The following is a 12,947-nucleotide window of genomic DNA, read 5'->3' as shown; positions in this document are numbered from 1 at the left end:
CGATGGACGGGGCAACGAACTCCTCCGTAGGGTCACGCCCATGCCCGAGATATCGCTGACCACCCTTGTCCTGCTCTGCCTCGCCGCGCTCGTGGCGGGCTGGATCGACGCCGTGGTGGGCGGCGGCGGACTGCTCCAGCTGCCCGCCCTGCTGCTCGGCCTTCCGCACGTCCCGGCCGCGCACATCCTCGGCACCAACAAGGCCGTCTCGATCGTCGGCACCACCGGGGCCGCCGTCACCTACCTCCGCAAGGCGCCCGTCCAGGTGGGGACGGCGGTGCGGATCGGACTCGCGGCCCTCGTCGGCTCCATGTGCGGCGCGTTCTTCGCGGCCGGGATCAGCAGCGAGGTCCTGCGCCCGGTGATCATGGTGGTGCTGCTCGCGGTCGCGGCGTTCGTGATGCTGCGGCCGTCCTTCGGCGTGAAGCCCGAGGGGGAGGACCGGGCGCCGCTGACCCGGGCCAGGATCGTCACCGCGATCGTGGTCGTCGGCGGCGGCATCGGGTTCTACGACGGCCTGTTCGGCCCCGGCACCGGCACCTTCCTCGTCCTCGCGCTCACCGCCGTGCTCCACCTGGACCTGGTGACCGCCTCCGCCACCTCCAAGATCGTCAACGTCTGCACCAACGCGGGCGCGCTCGTCATGTTCGCCTACCAGGGCAGCGTGTACTGGCAGCTCGCGGCCGTCATGGCGGTCTTCAACCTGGCGGGCGGCATGCTCGGAGCCCGGATGGCGCTGAGCAAGGGCGCCGAGTTCGTCCGCGGCGTGCTGATCGTCGTGGTCTTCTCGCTGGTCGCGAAGCTCGCCTTCGACCAGTGGGCGTGACCGCCCGCCGGTGGCCCGCTACCTGACGCCGATGAGGTGGCCGAAGGCGACCACGTTGCCCTGGTAGCCGTTCTTCTTCGAGAAGCCGCCCCCGCAGGTGATCACCCGGATCTCGGCGCGGTCGGCCTCGTCGTACACCTTCCGGTCCGGGAAGTGCGCGTTGTCGTACACCTCGACCGCGTCGACCGTGAAGACGGCGGTACGGCCGTCCTGCCGGTCGACCTCGATCCGGTGCCCCTTCTTCAGCGCGCCCAGCGTGTAGAACACGGCGGGGCCGTCGGCGTTGTCGACGTGGCCCGCGACGATCGCCGTGCCCTTCGCCCCGGGCGTGGTGCCTTCCCCGTACCAGCCGGCCATGTTCCGGTTCCCGGCCGGCGGCACGTCGAGCGCGCCGTTCGCACCGAGACCCAGCCGCATCATCGGGGTGTCCACGTCGGTCTCCGGGATGCGCAGCCGGACCGGCGCCGACGGCGGCAGCGGATCGGCGGCCGCGTCCGTGTGCACGCTCGGCCCGGCGGCGAAGGCCTGGGCGGCGGACGGCACGGGCGGGGTGACGCCCTCCGAGCCGTTCTGGACGAGCCAGAGCCCGACGCAGGCGGCCACGGCTATGCCCCAGCCCTTGCTCCTGTTGCTCACCTGGGTTCCCTCGGTCGGTTCACGGATGTGGCCCTGCCCCCGCCGGGCCGTTTCCGGCGCGCGGCGGGGGCAGGACGGGCGGTCGTCTCAGTGCCCCTGCGCGCCGCTCGCCCGGCGGCGCAGGAGCCAGACTCCGCCGACGGCAGCCGCGGCCAGCACCGCCGCGCCCGCCGTGACCTGGGCGATGTCGGGGCCCACGCTGCCCCCGACACCGGTCTGTACGTGCCCGCTCGGACTCCGGTGCTTCACGTTCATCTCGCCCCGGGCGGTCCTGCCGTTGTCGCAGGCCACGCTGATCCAGTGCGTGCCGGGCCTGGCGTGCTCCGGCACGTGGAACTGCCCGACCACGACCTCCTTGTGCGTGCTCGGATTCAGCTGGAACTCGCCCGCGCCGAGCGAGTTCGCGTCCCCGACCCCGTGCCCGTTCTTGCCGCAGGCGAGGGTGTTGACGGTGACGGTGGTGCCGGGCGAGGCGGACGACGGGAAGATCTCCAGCGACTCGGAGTTCTCGTTGTTCGCGTACGCCCCCGGGGCGGCGAACGCCCCGAGCGCGACGACCGTCAGCGCGGTACCGGTGAGCAGGCGGGCAGTGGTGCGCATGGGGATCCTCCGGGGCGCGCGAGCGGTCATGCCGGGCGGTCCTCCCGGGAGGGACATCCCGGAATCGACCTTCTGTGACCGAGATAAAGGCCGCGCCACGCCCCCCGCCTGCTGATGATGCATCAGGATTGGGCCGTCCGATGCGGAGTGTCGACTGGATCCCCGACGTTTACGCAGGTCAGAGCAGGTTGTAAGGCGTCGTCCGACACTCCGTGCCGAACGGGTGACGGAGGGGTCCGGGCGGGTCCGACCCCGCCCGGACCCCTCGCCTCATCCGGCCTTTCCGAGCGCCTCCCCCTCCACCGACCCGTACGCCGCGTGCACCCGCTTCATCAGGTCCTCGTCCACCGGGAACGCGATCTCGTCGATCGCGGTGACGGCGGCGATCGTCCTGGAGTTGGTCACGAAGGCGGCGCGGTAGCCGGGGAGGTCCGCGAGGGTCACCGGGCGGCGGACCGACCCCAGGCGGGGCGCGAGGAGGGCCATGGTGATGCCCTCCAGGCACGGCGCCGACGGCCACACCACCGAAGTGCCGTCCCAGAAGGCGATGTTGGCCACGGCGCCCTCGGCGATGTCGCCGTACGGGTTCGTCAGGAGGGCCGAGTCGTAGCCGGCCCGGCGGGCCGCCGTGCCGTGGTAGTCCTGGCCGAAGCCGCCGAGGTGCTTGATGTGCGGCGCGGGGCGCCAGTAGTCGACGCTCATGAGGCGCTCCGGGGAGCCCGGCCCGTCGGGGGCCGGTTCGCGGACGGTCACCACGATGCGGGGGCCGTCGTAGACGTACACCCGTGCCGAGGCGTCCCGTCGCCCCGAGGCCGCCACGGCTCCGGCGAGCAGGGCGCGGACGCGGTCGTGGTCCAGGGGAGTGTCGAAGAGTTCGCGGGTCGACCGGTCGAGCCGGTCGAGGTGCAGGCCGAGGCCCTTCACGAGCCCGTCGCGCACCTGCATCGCCGTGAAGTGGCCGTAGCCGCTCATGAGGGTGGCGAGGAGGTCGGGGTCGGCCACCGGGGCGCCGTCGATCTCGATGTACGCGGGAGGTGTGGTCATGCCCTCACCGTACGGGCCGGGAGGAGGCCCTTCGGAGCGCCCCGGGAACGGCGCTTGACCTCAACCATGCTTGAGGTACCACGATCGTCCGCATGGACCTCACGAACTCCACTTCGCCCGCCGTCCCTTCGACCCCCCTGCAGCTCGCCCTGATCGTCGCGAGCGACCGCGAAGGCCGCTTCGGGCCGGTCGTCGCCGACTGGTTCCGCACCCGGCTCGCCGAACGCGAGGACTTCGCCGTCACCGTCGTCGACCTCGCCGAGGTCGACCTCCCGACCTCCCTCTCCCACGACCCGTCGCCGGCCGTCCGGGCCGAACTCGCCAAGGTCTCCCCGGTCCTGGCCGACGCCGACGCCTTCGTCGTCCTCACCCCCGAGTACAACCACTCCTTCCCCGCGTCCCTCAAGAACCTCATCGACCGGCACTACACCGAGTGGCAGGCCAAGCCCGTCGGCTTCGTCTCCTACGGCGGCATCTCCGGCGGTCTGCGCGCCGTCGAGCAACTCCGGCAGGTCTTCGCCGAGATGCACGCCGTCACCGTCCGCGACACCGTCTCCTTCCACCACGCCCACGGGCAGTTCGACGAGGACGGCCGCCACAAGGACCCCGCTGCCGCCGAGGGCGCGGCCAAGGTGCTCCTCGACCAGCTCGGCTGGTGGGGACGCGCCCTCAAGGACGCCAAGTCCGTCCGCCCGTACGGTTCGTGAGGCCACCCCGCCACGCCGCTCGACACGGCCCTCCGGGACGCCCGTCCCTCCGGCGGCACGGCACGGCACGGCACGGCACCGTCACCGACGCTGTCGCCCCCGAGGTGCCCGGCGAGGTGCCGCGGGAGCGGACCGCCCAGGGGGGCGGGCGATGCCTCGGGCAGGGGGCGGGATCGGCCCCGGGCAGGACGGGCGAGGCCCCGGCGCCGGCGGTGCGCGGACGCCACGCGCAACGCCCCGCGGCGGGCGGTGCGTACGCCCGGCTGCACGCGGCCCGGTTCGCCCCTACGGTGGAGGCGTGATCGTCACCGTCCGCACCACCACCGACGCGCGCGCCAAGGCCGACGCCCTGGCCCGCGGCGCCGTCGAGGCCCGGCTCGCCGCCTGCGCGCAGATCGAGGGGCCCGTCACCTCCGTCTACCACTGGCAGGGCGCGATCGAGACCACCGAGGAGTGGCAGGTCGTCCTCAAGACCACCGAGGCCCGCTACCCGGCCCTGGAGGCCCACCTCATCGCCGCGCACGACTACGAGACGCCCGAGATCGTCGCCACCCGGGTGACCCGGGTCAGCGAGGACTACGCCCGCTGGGTCGAGCGGGAGACCGAGGCGCCCCCGGCGGTCGAAGGCCTCGCGCCGGCGAACGACGAGCGGCCGTTCTTCGTCTACGGGACGCTGCGCCCGGGCGCGTACAACCACGACCGGTTCCTTGCCGGCCGGATCGGCACCGAGGCGGACGCCGTGCTGCACGGCGCGGTCCTGCACGACGGGCCCGGCTACCCGTACGTCGTCCCGTCCGACGGCGGCCGGGTGGTCGGCACCCTGCTCACCCCCGCGCCCGGCGCCTACGGCGAGCTGTTCGGCCTCCTCGACCGCCTGGAGCTGCCCGTCGGGTACGAGCGGGTGGCGATGGACGTCGTCCGGGTACGGGACGCTGCGCGGGTGTCCGCCTGGGTGTTCCTCGCGGCCCCCGACGCGCCCCTCGGCCCGGTCATCGAGAGCGGCGACTGGTTCAGCAAGCCGTAGGGACGGGGCCGGGGACGGGCCCCGTCCGGGGCGGCCGCAGGACGTGTCCCGCCGGCGGCGGCCGGGTCAGCCGGCCGTGGCGTCCGCGGAGCCGGCCGGCTCCAGGCGGACCGCGCACACCTTGAACTCGGGCATCCGGGAGACCGGGTCGAGCGCCGGGTTCACCAGGGTGTTCGCGCGCCCCTCCCCGTACCAGTGGAACGGCATGAAGACGGTGTCCGGGCGGATGGCCGAGGTGATCCGGGCGGGCGCGACGGCCCGGCCGCGCCGGGAGACCACCGCGAGCCGCTCGCCCTCGGCGACACCGAGCCGCTCGGCGAGCCGCGGGTGCAGCTCCACGAAGGGGCCGGGCGCCGCCGCGTTCAGCTCGTCGACCCGCCGGGTCTGCGCCCCCGACTGGTACTGGGACACGACCCGGCCGGTGGTCAGCACGACCGGGTAGTCGGCGTCCGTCTCCTCGGCGGCCGCCCGGTGCACGACCGGCACGAACCGGGCCCGCCCGTCGGGCGTCGCGAACCGGTCGAGGAACAGCCGGGGCGTGCCCGCGTGCCCCGGGTCCGGGCACGGCCAGAACACGCCCTGCTCCTCCTCGATCCGGCGGTAGCTGATGCCCGCGTAGTCGGCGGGACCGCCCGCCGAGGCGCGGCGCAGCTCGTCGAAGACCTCCTCGGGGTCCGTCGGGAAGCCCTTCTCCCAGCCGAGCAGCCCGGCCAGCGCGTGCAGGACCTCCAGGTCGCTGCGCACGCCCTCCGGCGCGGTCAGCGCGCGGCGGCGCAGCAGCACCCGGCCCTCCAGGTTCGTCATGGTGCCGGTCTCCTCCGCCCACTGGGTCACGGGCAGGACGACGTCGGCGAGTTCGGCGGTCTCGGAGAGCACCACGTCCGCGACGGCGAGGAAGTCCAGCGACCGCAGCCGCCCCTCGACGTGCGCGGCGTGCGGCGCGGACACCACCGGGTTGGAGCCCATGAGCAGCAGCGCCTTCACGTCGCCGCCGAGCGCGTCGAGGAGCTCGTACGCGCTCCGCCCGGGCCCCGGCAGCGACTCCGGCGGCACGCCCCAGACGCCGGCGACGTGCTCCCGGGCGGCCGGGTCGTCGAGCTTGCGGTAGCCGGGCAGCTGGTCGGCCTTCTGGCCGTGCTCGCGGCCGCCCTGGCCGTTGCCCTGGCCGGTGAGGCAGCCGTAACCGCTCAGCGGCCGGCCCGCCTTGCCGGTGGCCAGGCAGAGGTTGATCCAGGCGCCCACGGTGTCGGTGCCCTTGGACTGCTGCTCGGGGCCGCGCGCGGTCAGCACCATGCCGCTCCCGGCGTCGCAGAACATCGCGACCGCCTCCCGCAGCTGCGGCACGGACACCCCGGTGATCCGCTCGACCTGCTCGGGCCAGTGCGACATCGCCCCGGCGCGCGCCGCCTCCCAGCCGTCGGTCCGCTCCCCGACGAACTCCTCGTCGACCCGGCCCTCGGCCACCACGAGGTGGAGCATGCCGAGGGCGAGCGCGAGGTCCGTGCCGGGGCGCGGCGCCAGGTGCAGGTCGGCCTGCTCGGCGGTGCGGGTGCGGCGCGGGTCGACGACGATCAGCCTGCCGCCGTTCTCCTTCAGCTCGGTGAGGTAGCGCAGCGCGGGCGGCATCGTCTCGGCGAGGTTGGAGCCGACGAGGATCACGCAGCCCGTCTTCGGGATGTCCTCGAGCGGAAAGGGGAGTCCCCGGTCGAGGCCGAAGGCCCGCTGGTGCGCGGCGGCCGCCGACGACATGCAGAAGCGGCCGTTGTAGTCGATCTGCGAGGTGCCGAGGACGAGCCGGGCGAACTTGCCCAGCGTGTACGCCTTCTCGTTGGTGAGACCGCCGCCGCCGAAGACCCCCACGGCGTCGGGGCCGTGGTCGGCGCGGGTCCGGGACAGCCCCTCGGCGACGGCGGAGAGAGCCTCCTCCCAGGTCGCGGGCCGCAGGGCCCCCGAGTCAGGGCATCGGACCAGGGGCTCGGTGAGCCTGACCCGGGAGGAGAGTACGGAGGGGGCGGTGCGGCCCTTGCCGCACAGCGCGCCCCGGTTGACGGGGAAGTCGGTCCGCTCGACCACCTCGGCGGGCAGCTCCGGGGTGCCGGTGGGGCGGAGCGACATGCCGCACTGCAGGGCGCAGTAGGGGCAGTGGGTGGGAACCGCGGTGGCGTCGGACATGCGGCCAGCATGCGTCCGCAGTGTTACGCGGGGCCGCGCCGCGTATTACGGGCGCGGTGCTCTCCGCTCAGCTCACGGCAGGTCGCGAGGTGAGGAGAGGGCCTCGGCGACCCCGTCCTCCCGCGGCCCGAGGAAGTGCGGGTCCGGGCGCAGACCGGCGTCGAGCGCGGCCTTGCCCGCGGCGAACAGCTCCCGCGTGGTGCCGTAGTACCAGGTGCGGTCGTGGGGCTCCGCGACCCCCACGCCGTACGCGTCCACGCCCGCCCGGCCGCACAGCGCGACGGCCCGCTTGATGTGGAAGTCCTGCGTCACGAGCACCGCCCGGTCCACGCCGAACACCTTCCGGGCCCGCACGCACGAGTCCCAGGTGTCGAAGCCCGCGTAGTCGCTCACGATCCGGTCGTCCGGCACCCCGCGGGCGGTGAGGTACGTCCGCATCGCGCTCGGCTCGTCGTATGCGGTCCTGCTGTTGTCGCCGGTGACCAGCAGCACCCGCACCTTGCCCGTCCGGTACAGCTCGGCCGCCGTGTCGAGCCGGTGCGCGAGGTACGGCGTGGGCCGCCCGTTCCACAGCCCGGCGCCGAACACCACGGCGACGTCCCGGGCCGGCACGTCGGCGGTCGTCCGCAGCTTCCCGGCGGCGGCGGTGTGCATCCAGGTGACCGGGGCGAGGGCGAGCACCGCTCCCAGCATCACGGCCTGGACGGTACGGCGGCGGGCCCGGGTCGTGCGGGGGATCAGCCGGGTGAGCCGTGCCGGTGCCGGCATGCGGGAACCTCCGTGAGGTGCGGATCGGTGAGGGACTGTCACCCCGTCCGACGCGCCTCGGCGGTGTTCGGTTCACCGGCGGTCCGGGGTGTTCCGTACAACACACCGGCCAGCGCCATCCCGAGCAGCATCCCCAGCAGCTGGGCCGCGGCGAACGCCGGCACCGACCCGGGGGCGATGCCGGTGAACGAGTCGGAGAACGCGCGGCCGACCGTGGCCGCCGGGTTGGCGAACGACCCGGACGAGGTGAACCAGATCGCCGCCCCGATGTACCCCGCCACCGCGACCGGGGCGAGGCCCGGGCGGCCGATGCGGCGCAGCCCCTGCACGACGAGGACGAGGCCCGCGGTGGCGACGGCCTCCCCGAGGAGCAGGTGCGGCGCCGACCGCGGCTCGCTGGCCCAGGCGCCCGGCGCCCGCCCGAACATGGCCTCGGCGAGCAGCGCGCCCGCGACGGCCCCGGCGAGCTGGGCGGCGATGTAGACGAGGGCCTCCCGCCCGCCCCGCCGGTGGCGCCGCGACCACCACTCCGAGAGCGTCACGACCGGATTGAAGTGCGCTCCGGACAGCGGGCCGATCAGCGCGATCAGCAGGCCGAGGCCGACGGCGGACGCGGCGGCGTTGGCCAGCAGCCGGACGCCGACGTCCTGGCTCAGGGAGTCGGCGCGGATGCCGGAGCCGACGATCACGGCGACGAGGGCGGCGGTGCCGATGAACTCGGCGGCTGCGCGCCGGGGGAGTGCGGGCGGGGACATTCTCATAGTGGAAAAGATATTCCGTGATTCGGAACGAAAAAAGAGGGGAGGGGAAGGTGCCCGGGCCCGTACCATCCGCCCATGATCACCAACGACGTCCTCGGGGACGCGGTCCGCAACAACGCCGAGTGGTGCCAGGCCATGTGCGACGCCCACGGCCTGACCGGCACCTTCGGCCCCCGCACCTGGACCAGCGCCCGCCGCACCCCGCTCTACTACCCCGACGCGGTCACCCTGACCGACGACGCCGGGGTCGAGGACGTCCTCTCCGGCATCGACCGCACCACCCCCGGCGCCTCCGTCAAGGACAGCTTCGCCCGCCTCGACCTCGCCCCCGAAGGCTTCCGCCTCCTCTTCGAAGCCCAGTGGATCGCCCGCCCCGCCGGCCTCCCCGCCCCCCAGGCCCCCGGCGACTGGCGCCCCGTCCGCACCCCGGACGAACTCGCCGCCTGGGCCCTCGCCTGGAGCGGCGACGACGCCGACGACGCGGAGCTCTTCCGCCCCGGACTCCTCGCCGACCCCGCCACGACGGTCGTCGCCGGACACGACCCCGACGGCCGGATCCTCGGCGGCGCGGTCCTCACCACCAGCGCCCGCGTCACCGGCCTCTCCAACCTCTTCGCCGCCGACGGCACCGACCCCTCCCACGTCTGGGCCGGCGCGCTCTCCGCCGCCCCCGCCGACCGCCCCCTCGTCGGCTACGAATCCCCCGCCGACCTCCCCCCGGCCCTCGCCGCCGGCTTCGACGCGATCGCCCCCCTCCGGGTCTGGCTGAGCACCTGAGCCCACCCCGCCCCCGTCCGCCGCCGGGCGGGGTGTGAGGGGGTTGCAAAGACGTGTCACCCGGGCGAAACGGGGAGGCAACGCGGCGCCGGGAGGATCGGCGCATGACCCAGGAGCGGAAGATGACGTCGGGCGGCACGCTCGTGGCCGTCGGGCACGGCAGCAGGGACCCCCGGGCGCGGGCGACCCTGAGCCGCCTGCTGGAGCGGGTCCGGGAGCTGCGCCCCGGGCTCGACGTACGCCTGGCGCACATCGAGCTGAACGCGCCGCTGCTGGACGACACGCTCGCGGAGGTCGCCGCGGCGGGCGGGGAGGCGGTGCTCGTCCCGCTCCTGTTCGCGCCCGGCCACCACGTCACCCACGACCTGCCCGCCGCCGTCGCCGCGACACCCGCGCTCCGGGCCGTGGTCGCGGAGCCGCTGGGGGCGCACCCGCTGCTGGTCGAGGCGCTCGTGGGGCGGCTCGCCGAGGCGGGGTGGGAACCGGAGGACGGGCGGGCCCGGGACACCGGGGTGGTGCTCGCGTCGGCCGGGTCGCGGGACCCGCGGTCGGGGGCCGAGATCCGGCGGATCGCCGCGCTGCTCGGCGAGCGCCTCGGCGGCGTCCCGGTCGTGCCCGCGTACGCCTCCGCCGCCGCGCCCACCGTCGCCGAGGCCGTGCGGGCCCTGGCCGCCCGGGGCCGCCACCGCGTCGCCGTCGCCTCCTGCTTCACCGCGCCCGGCCTCTTCGCCACCCGGGCCGCCGACCACGCCCCCTGGATCGCCGCCGACCCGCTCGGCGCCCACCCGGCCCTCGCCCGCCTCGTCCTGCACCGCTACGACCGGGCCCGCACGGCCGCCCGTACGGCCACCCCCGCGCGGGAACTCGCCGCCATCTGAGCGCTTCTGTCGGTCCCTCCGGTTACCGTCGACGCATGGAAGGCATCACGGACACCTCAGGACAGGACACCACCACCGACACCCCGGGCTACGACTCCGCCGCGACCGACCGCTGGGCGGCGGAGCCCGACAAACGCCCCGGCCGCACCGCCTTCCAGCGCGACCGGGCCCGTGTCCTGCACTCCGCGGCGCTGCGCAGGCTCGCGGGGAAGACCCAGGTCGTCACGCCCGGCACCCGCAGCCACGCCTGGGACGCCAGCCCCCGCACCCGGCTGACCCACTCCCTGGAGTGCGCGCAGGTGGGCCGGGAGCTGGGCGCCGCGCTCGGCTGCGATCCCGACCTCGTCGAGGCCGCCTGCCTCTCCCACGACATGGGCCACCCGCCGTTCGGGCACAACGGCGAGCAGGCGCTCAACGACGTGGCGAAGGACTGCGGCGGCTTCGAGGGGAACGCGCAGTCGCTGCGCCTGCTCACCCGCATCGAGCCGAAGCGGTTCGTGAAGGACGCCGACGGGGACCTGGTCAGCGTCGGCCTCAACCTCACCCGCGCCGCGCTCGACGCGGCCACCAAGTACCCGTGGGCGCGGGGCGGGCACCCCGAGGACCCCGGTTCGCCGAAGTTCGGGGTGTACGAGGACGACCTGCCCGTCTTCGGATGGATCCGGCAGGGCGCGCCGGCCCACCGGAAGTGCTTCGAGGCACAGGTCATGGACTGGTCCGACGACGTGGCGTACTCGGTCCACGACTTCGAGGACGGCCTGCACGCGGGTCACATCGACCCGAACCTGCTGCTGGCCGAGCCCGAGCGCGCCGACGTCTTCGCGGTCGCCATCGGCCGCTACGTACCGGAGGACACCGATCCGCAGGAGCTCGCGGACGCGCTCGACCGGCTGGTCGACCAGGAGTGGTGGCCGCACGGCTACGACGGCTCGGCCGTCGCCCAGGCCCGGCTGAAGGACGCCACCAGCCAGCTGATCGGGCGGTTCTGCCTCGCGGCGGAAGGCGCCACCCGCGAGCGGTACGGATCCGGGCGCCTCACCCGCTACGCCGCGGAACTCGTGGTGCCGCGCGAGGCGCGCAACGAGTGCGCGGTCCTCAAGGCCGTCGCCGACCGGTACGTGATGCAGCGCGCCGAGCAGGAGGCACTCCGCGCCGACCAGCGGATCGTCGTCGCGGAACTCGCCGAGGCCCTCGTCGCCCGCGCTCCCGACGGCCTCGAACCGCAGTTCCGGGCGGCGTTCGACGCGGCCCGCGACGACCGTGCGCGCAAGCGCGTCATCGTCGACCAGATCGCCAACCTCACCGACGCCTCCGCCCGCGCCCTGCACGCCCGCTTCCGCCGCCACCACGCGTAGGTCCTCTTCCCTCCCCTCCCTCCGTGCGGGACGCTCGCATGCACGCCCCGAGCCGGAACGGCCCGACGAACGCCGGGGGGCGTAGGTTGGAAGCGGTCGCAAAGAGGAGGAAAAGACGTGGTCGACGCAGATCAGACCTTTGTCATCGTCGGCGGGGGCCTGGCAGGGGCCAAAGCGGCGGAGACCTTGCGGGCCGAGGGGTTCAACGGCCGGGTGATCCTCATCGGAGACGAACGCGACCACCCCTACGAGCGCCCACCCCTGTCCAAGGGCTACCTCACCGGCGCGAAGGAGCGCGACGGCGTCTTCGTCCACGAGGCCGCCTGGTACGCGGCGAACGACGTCGAGCTGCACCTCGGCCAGTCCGTCACCGCCGTCGACCGCGAGGACCGCACCGTGCGCCTCGGCGACGGCACCGTCATCCGCTACGACAAGCTGCTGCTGGCCACCGGCGCCGAGCCGCGCCGCCTCGACGTCCCCGGCACCGAGCTGGCCGGCGTCCACCACCTGCGCCGGCTCGCCCACGCCGACCGGCTCCGCCAGGTCCTCGCCGGCCTCGGCCGGGACAACGGCCACCTGGTGATCGCCGGCGGCGGCTGGATCGGCCTGGAGGTCGCGGCGGCCGCCCGGGGCTACGGCGCCGAGGTCACCGTCGTCGAGGCCGACCCGACCCCACTGCACCGGGTCCTCGGCCCCGAGCTCGGCCAGCTCTTCGCCGACCTGCACACCGACCACGGCGTCCGCTTCCACTTCGGCGCCCGGCTCACCGAGATCGTCGGCCAGGACGGCATGGTCCTCGCCGTCCGCACCGACGACGGCGAGGAGCACCCGGCGCACGCCGTGCTCGCCGCGATCGGCGCCGCGCCCCGCACCGCCCTCGCCGAGAACTCCGGGCTCGCCCTCGTCGACCGCGCCGACGGCGGCGGCATCGCCGTCGACGAGTCGCTGCGCACCTCCGACCCCGACATCTACGCGGCCGGGGACGTGGCCGCCGCGCTCCACCCGCGCCTGCACACCCGGCTGCGCGTCGAGCACTGGTCCAACGCCCTGAACGGCGGCCCGGCCGCCGCCCGCGCCATGCTCGGGCAGCACGTCTCGTACGACCGGGTGCCCTACTTCTTCACCGACCAGTACGACCTGGGCATGGAGTACTCGGGCTGGGCGCCGCCCGGCTCGTACGACCAGGTCGTGGTGCGCGGCGACACCGGGAAGCGCGAGTTCATCGCCTTCTGGCTCAAGGAGGGCCGGGTCCTCGCCGGCATGAACGTGAATGTGTGGGACGTCACAGACCCGATCCAGCAGCTCATCCGCTCCCGCACGGCCGTGGACCCCGACGCCCTCGCCGACCCCTCCGTACCCCTGGAGAGCCTGATCTGATCACCTCCGCCCCCACGTAGAC

At 74.5% G+C, this 12,947-nt stretch carries 12 protein-coding genes and 2 pseudogenes; 8 read left to right on the top strand and 6 right to left on the bottom strand.

Going from position 1 to position 12,947, the window contains the following annotated elements:
- The first annotated feature begins 40 nt into the window (after window positions 1-40).
- Window positions 41-826, top strand: a complete 786-nt coding sequence (locus ACFCY7_RS16500) for a sulfite exporter TauE/SafE family protein (protein ID WP_376485427.1) — start codon at window positions 41-43, stop codon at window positions 824-826.
- 18 nt (window positions 827-844) lie between these two features.
- Here ACFCY7_RS16500 and ACFCY7_RS16495 read toward each other — a convergent pair whose 3' ends face one another.
- From ACFCY7_RS16495 to ACFCY7_RS16485, 3 genes are all read right to left on the bottom strand, one after another.
- The gene (locus tag ACFCY7_RS16495; protein ID WP_376485425.1) at window positions 845-1,462 is read right to left on the bottom strand and encodes a class F sortase; all 618 of its coding nucleotides are present in this window, start codon (window positions 1,460-1,462) and stop codon (window positions 845-847) included.
- 87 nt (window positions 1,463-1,549) lie between these two features.
- A complete protein-coding gene (locus ACFCY7_RS16490; protein ID WP_376485423.1) occupies window positions 1,550-2,062 on the bottom strand; it encodes a hypothetical protein in 513 nt (170 codons plus the stop codon).
- A 270-nt stretch (window positions 2,063-2,332) separates the two neighbouring features.
- Window positions 2,333-3,106, bottom strand: a complete 774-nt coding sequence (locus ACFCY7_RS16485) for an aminotransferase class IV (RefSeq protein ID WP_376485421.1) — start codon at window positions 3,104-3,106, stop codon at window positions 2,333-2,335.
- A gap of 92 nt (window positions 3,107-3,198) precedes the next feature.
- Here ACFCY7_RS16485 and ACFCY7_RS16480 point away from each other — a divergent pair, with 92 nt between their 5' ends.
- The 3 genes and pseudogenes from ACFCY7_RS16480 to ACFCY7_RS16470 form a co-directional block, all read left to right on the top strand.
- Window positions 3,199-3,813, top strand: a complete 615-nt coding sequence (locus tag ACFCY7_RS16480) for an NADPH-dependent FMN reductase (protein WP_376485419.1) — start codon at window positions 3,199-3,201, stop codon at window positions 3,811-3,813.
- A gap of 298 nt (window positions 3,814-4,111) precedes the next feature.
- Window positions 4,112-4,423 (top strand): annotated as a pseudogene (gene cutA, locus ACFCY7_RS16475) (divalent-cation tolerance protein CutA); the annotation flags it as partial.
- A 57-nt stretch (window positions 4,424-4,480) separates the two neighbouring features.
- Window positions 4,481-4,837 (top strand): annotated as a pseudogene (locus tag ACFCY7_RS16470) (gamma-glutamylcyclotransferase family protein); the annotation flags it as partial.
- 66 nt (window positions 4,838-4,903) lie between these two features.
- Here ACFCY7_RS16470 and ACFCY7_RS16465 read toward each other — a convergent pair.
- From ACFCY7_RS16465 to ACFCY7_RS16455, 3 genes are all read right to left on the bottom strand, one after another.
- Entirely contained in the window at window positions 4,904-7,009 is a 2,106-nt protein-coding gene (locus tag ACFCY7_RS16465; protein WP_376485417.1) for a molybdopterin oxidoreductase family protein, read from the bottom strand.
- Between the two features lie 72 nt (window positions 7,010-7,081).
- Window positions 7,082-7,777: a vancomycin high temperature exclusion protein gene (locus ACFCY7_RS16460; RefSeq protein ID WP_376485414.1), complete on the bottom strand. Its 696-nt coding sequence runs from the start codon at window positions 7,775-7,777 to the stop codon at window positions 7,082-7,084.
- A 38-nt stretch (window positions 7,778-7,815) separates the two neighbouring features.
- Window positions 7,816-8,538 carry an aquaporin gene (locus ACFCY7_RS16455; protein ID WP_376485413.1) on the bottom strand — a complete coding sequence of 241 codons (723 nt, stop codon included), beginning with the start codon at window positions 8,536-8,538 and terminating at the stop codon, window positions 7,816-7,818.
- A gap of 75 nt (window positions 8,539-8,613) precedes the next feature.
- On the opposite strand from ACFCY7_RS16455, the gene ACFCY7_RS16450 reads away from it, so the two are divergent.
- The 4 genes from ACFCY7_RS16450 to ACFCY7_RS16435 all read left to right on the top strand — a co-directional run bounded on the left by ACFCY7_RS16450 (window position 8,614) and on the right by ACFCY7_RS16435 (window position 12,925).
- A complete protein-coding gene (locus ACFCY7_RS16450; RefSeq protein WP_376485410.1) occupies window positions 8,614-9,315 on the top strand; it encodes a hypothetical protein in 702 nt (233 codons plus the stop codon).
- A 104-nt stretch (window positions 9,316-9,419) separates the two neighbouring features.
- Window positions 9,420-10,193 (top strand): sirohydrochlorin chelatase, encoded by a 774-nt coding sequence (locus ACFCY7_RS16445; protein ID WP_376485408.1) that lies wholly within the window; start codon window positions 9,420-9,422, stop codon window positions 10,191-10,193.
- Window positions 10,194-10,228: 35 nt separating this feature from the next.
- Window positions 10,229-11,548, top strand: coding sequence for a deoxyguanosinetriphosphate triphosphohydrolase (locus ACFCY7_RS16440; protein ID WP_376485406.1), 1,320 nt, complete (start codon window positions 10,229-10,231; stop codon window positions 11,546-11,548).
- Window positions 11,549-11,665: 117 nt separating this feature from the next.
- Window positions 11,666-12,925 carry an NAD(P)/FAD-dependent oxidoreductase gene (locus tag ACFCY7_RS16435; RefSeq protein WP_376485404.1) on the top strand — a complete coding sequence of 420 codons (1,260 nt, stop codon included), beginning with the start codon at window positions 11,666-11,668 and terminating at the stop codon, window positions 12,923-12,925.
- The last annotated feature ends 22 nt before the right edge of the window (window positions 12,926-12,947 follow it).

The sequence above is a fragment of the Streptomyces sp. NPDC056361 genome, assembly GCF_042262805.1.
Lineage (GTDB): Bacteria > Actinomycetota > Actinomycetes > Streptomycetales > Streptomycetaceae > Streptomyces.
This window is presented reverse-complemented; position numbering and strand designations above follow the sequence as displayed.

What these genes read in the sequence shown, in the direction of transcription:
- ACFCY7_RS16450 (WP_376485410.1), top strand. Translation starts at nt 8,614, where the DNA reads ATGATCACCAACGACGTCCTCGGGGACGCGGTCCGCAACAACGCCGAG.
- ACFCY7_RS16445 (WP_376485408.1), top strand. Translation starts at nt 9,420, where the DNA reads ATGACCCAGGAGCGGAAGATGACGTCGGGCGGCACGCTCGTGGCCGTC.
- ACFCY7_RS16455 (WP_376485413.1), bottom strand. Translation starts at nt 8,538, where the DNA reads ATGAGAATGTCCCCGCCCGCACTCCCCCGGCGCGCAGCCGCCGAGTTC.
- ACFCY7_RS16500 (WP_376485427.1), top strand. Translation starts at nt 41, where the DNA reads ATGCCCGAGATATCGCTGACCACCCTTGTCCTGCTCTGCCTCGCCGCG.
- ACFCY7_RS16440 (WP_376485406.1), top strand. Translation starts at nt 10,229, where the DNA reads ATGGAAGGCATCACGGACACCTCAGGACAGGACACCACCACCGACACC.
- ACFCY7_RS16485 (WP_376485421.1), bottom strand. Translation starts at nt 3,106, where the DNA reads ATGACCACACCTCCCGCGTACATCGAGATCGACGGCGCCCCGGTGGCC.
- ACFCY7_RS16460 (WP_376485414.1), bottom strand. Translation starts at nt 7,777, where the DNA reads ATGCCGGCACCGGCACGGCTCACCCGGCTGATCCCCCGCACGACCCGG.
- ACFCY7_RS16465 (WP_376485417.1), bottom strand. Translation starts at nt 7,009, where the DNA reads ATGTCCGACGCCACCGCGGTTCCCACCCACTGCCCCTACTGCGCCCTG.
- ACFCY7_RS16490 (WP_376485423.1), bottom strand. Translation starts at nt 2,062, where the DNA reads ATGCGCACCACTGCCCGCCTGCTCACCGGTACCGCGCTGACGGTCGTC.
- ACFCY7_RS16480 (WP_376485419.1), top strand. Translation starts at nt 3,199, where the DNA reads ATGGACCTCACGAACTCCACTTCGCCCGCCGTCCCTTCGACCCCCCTG.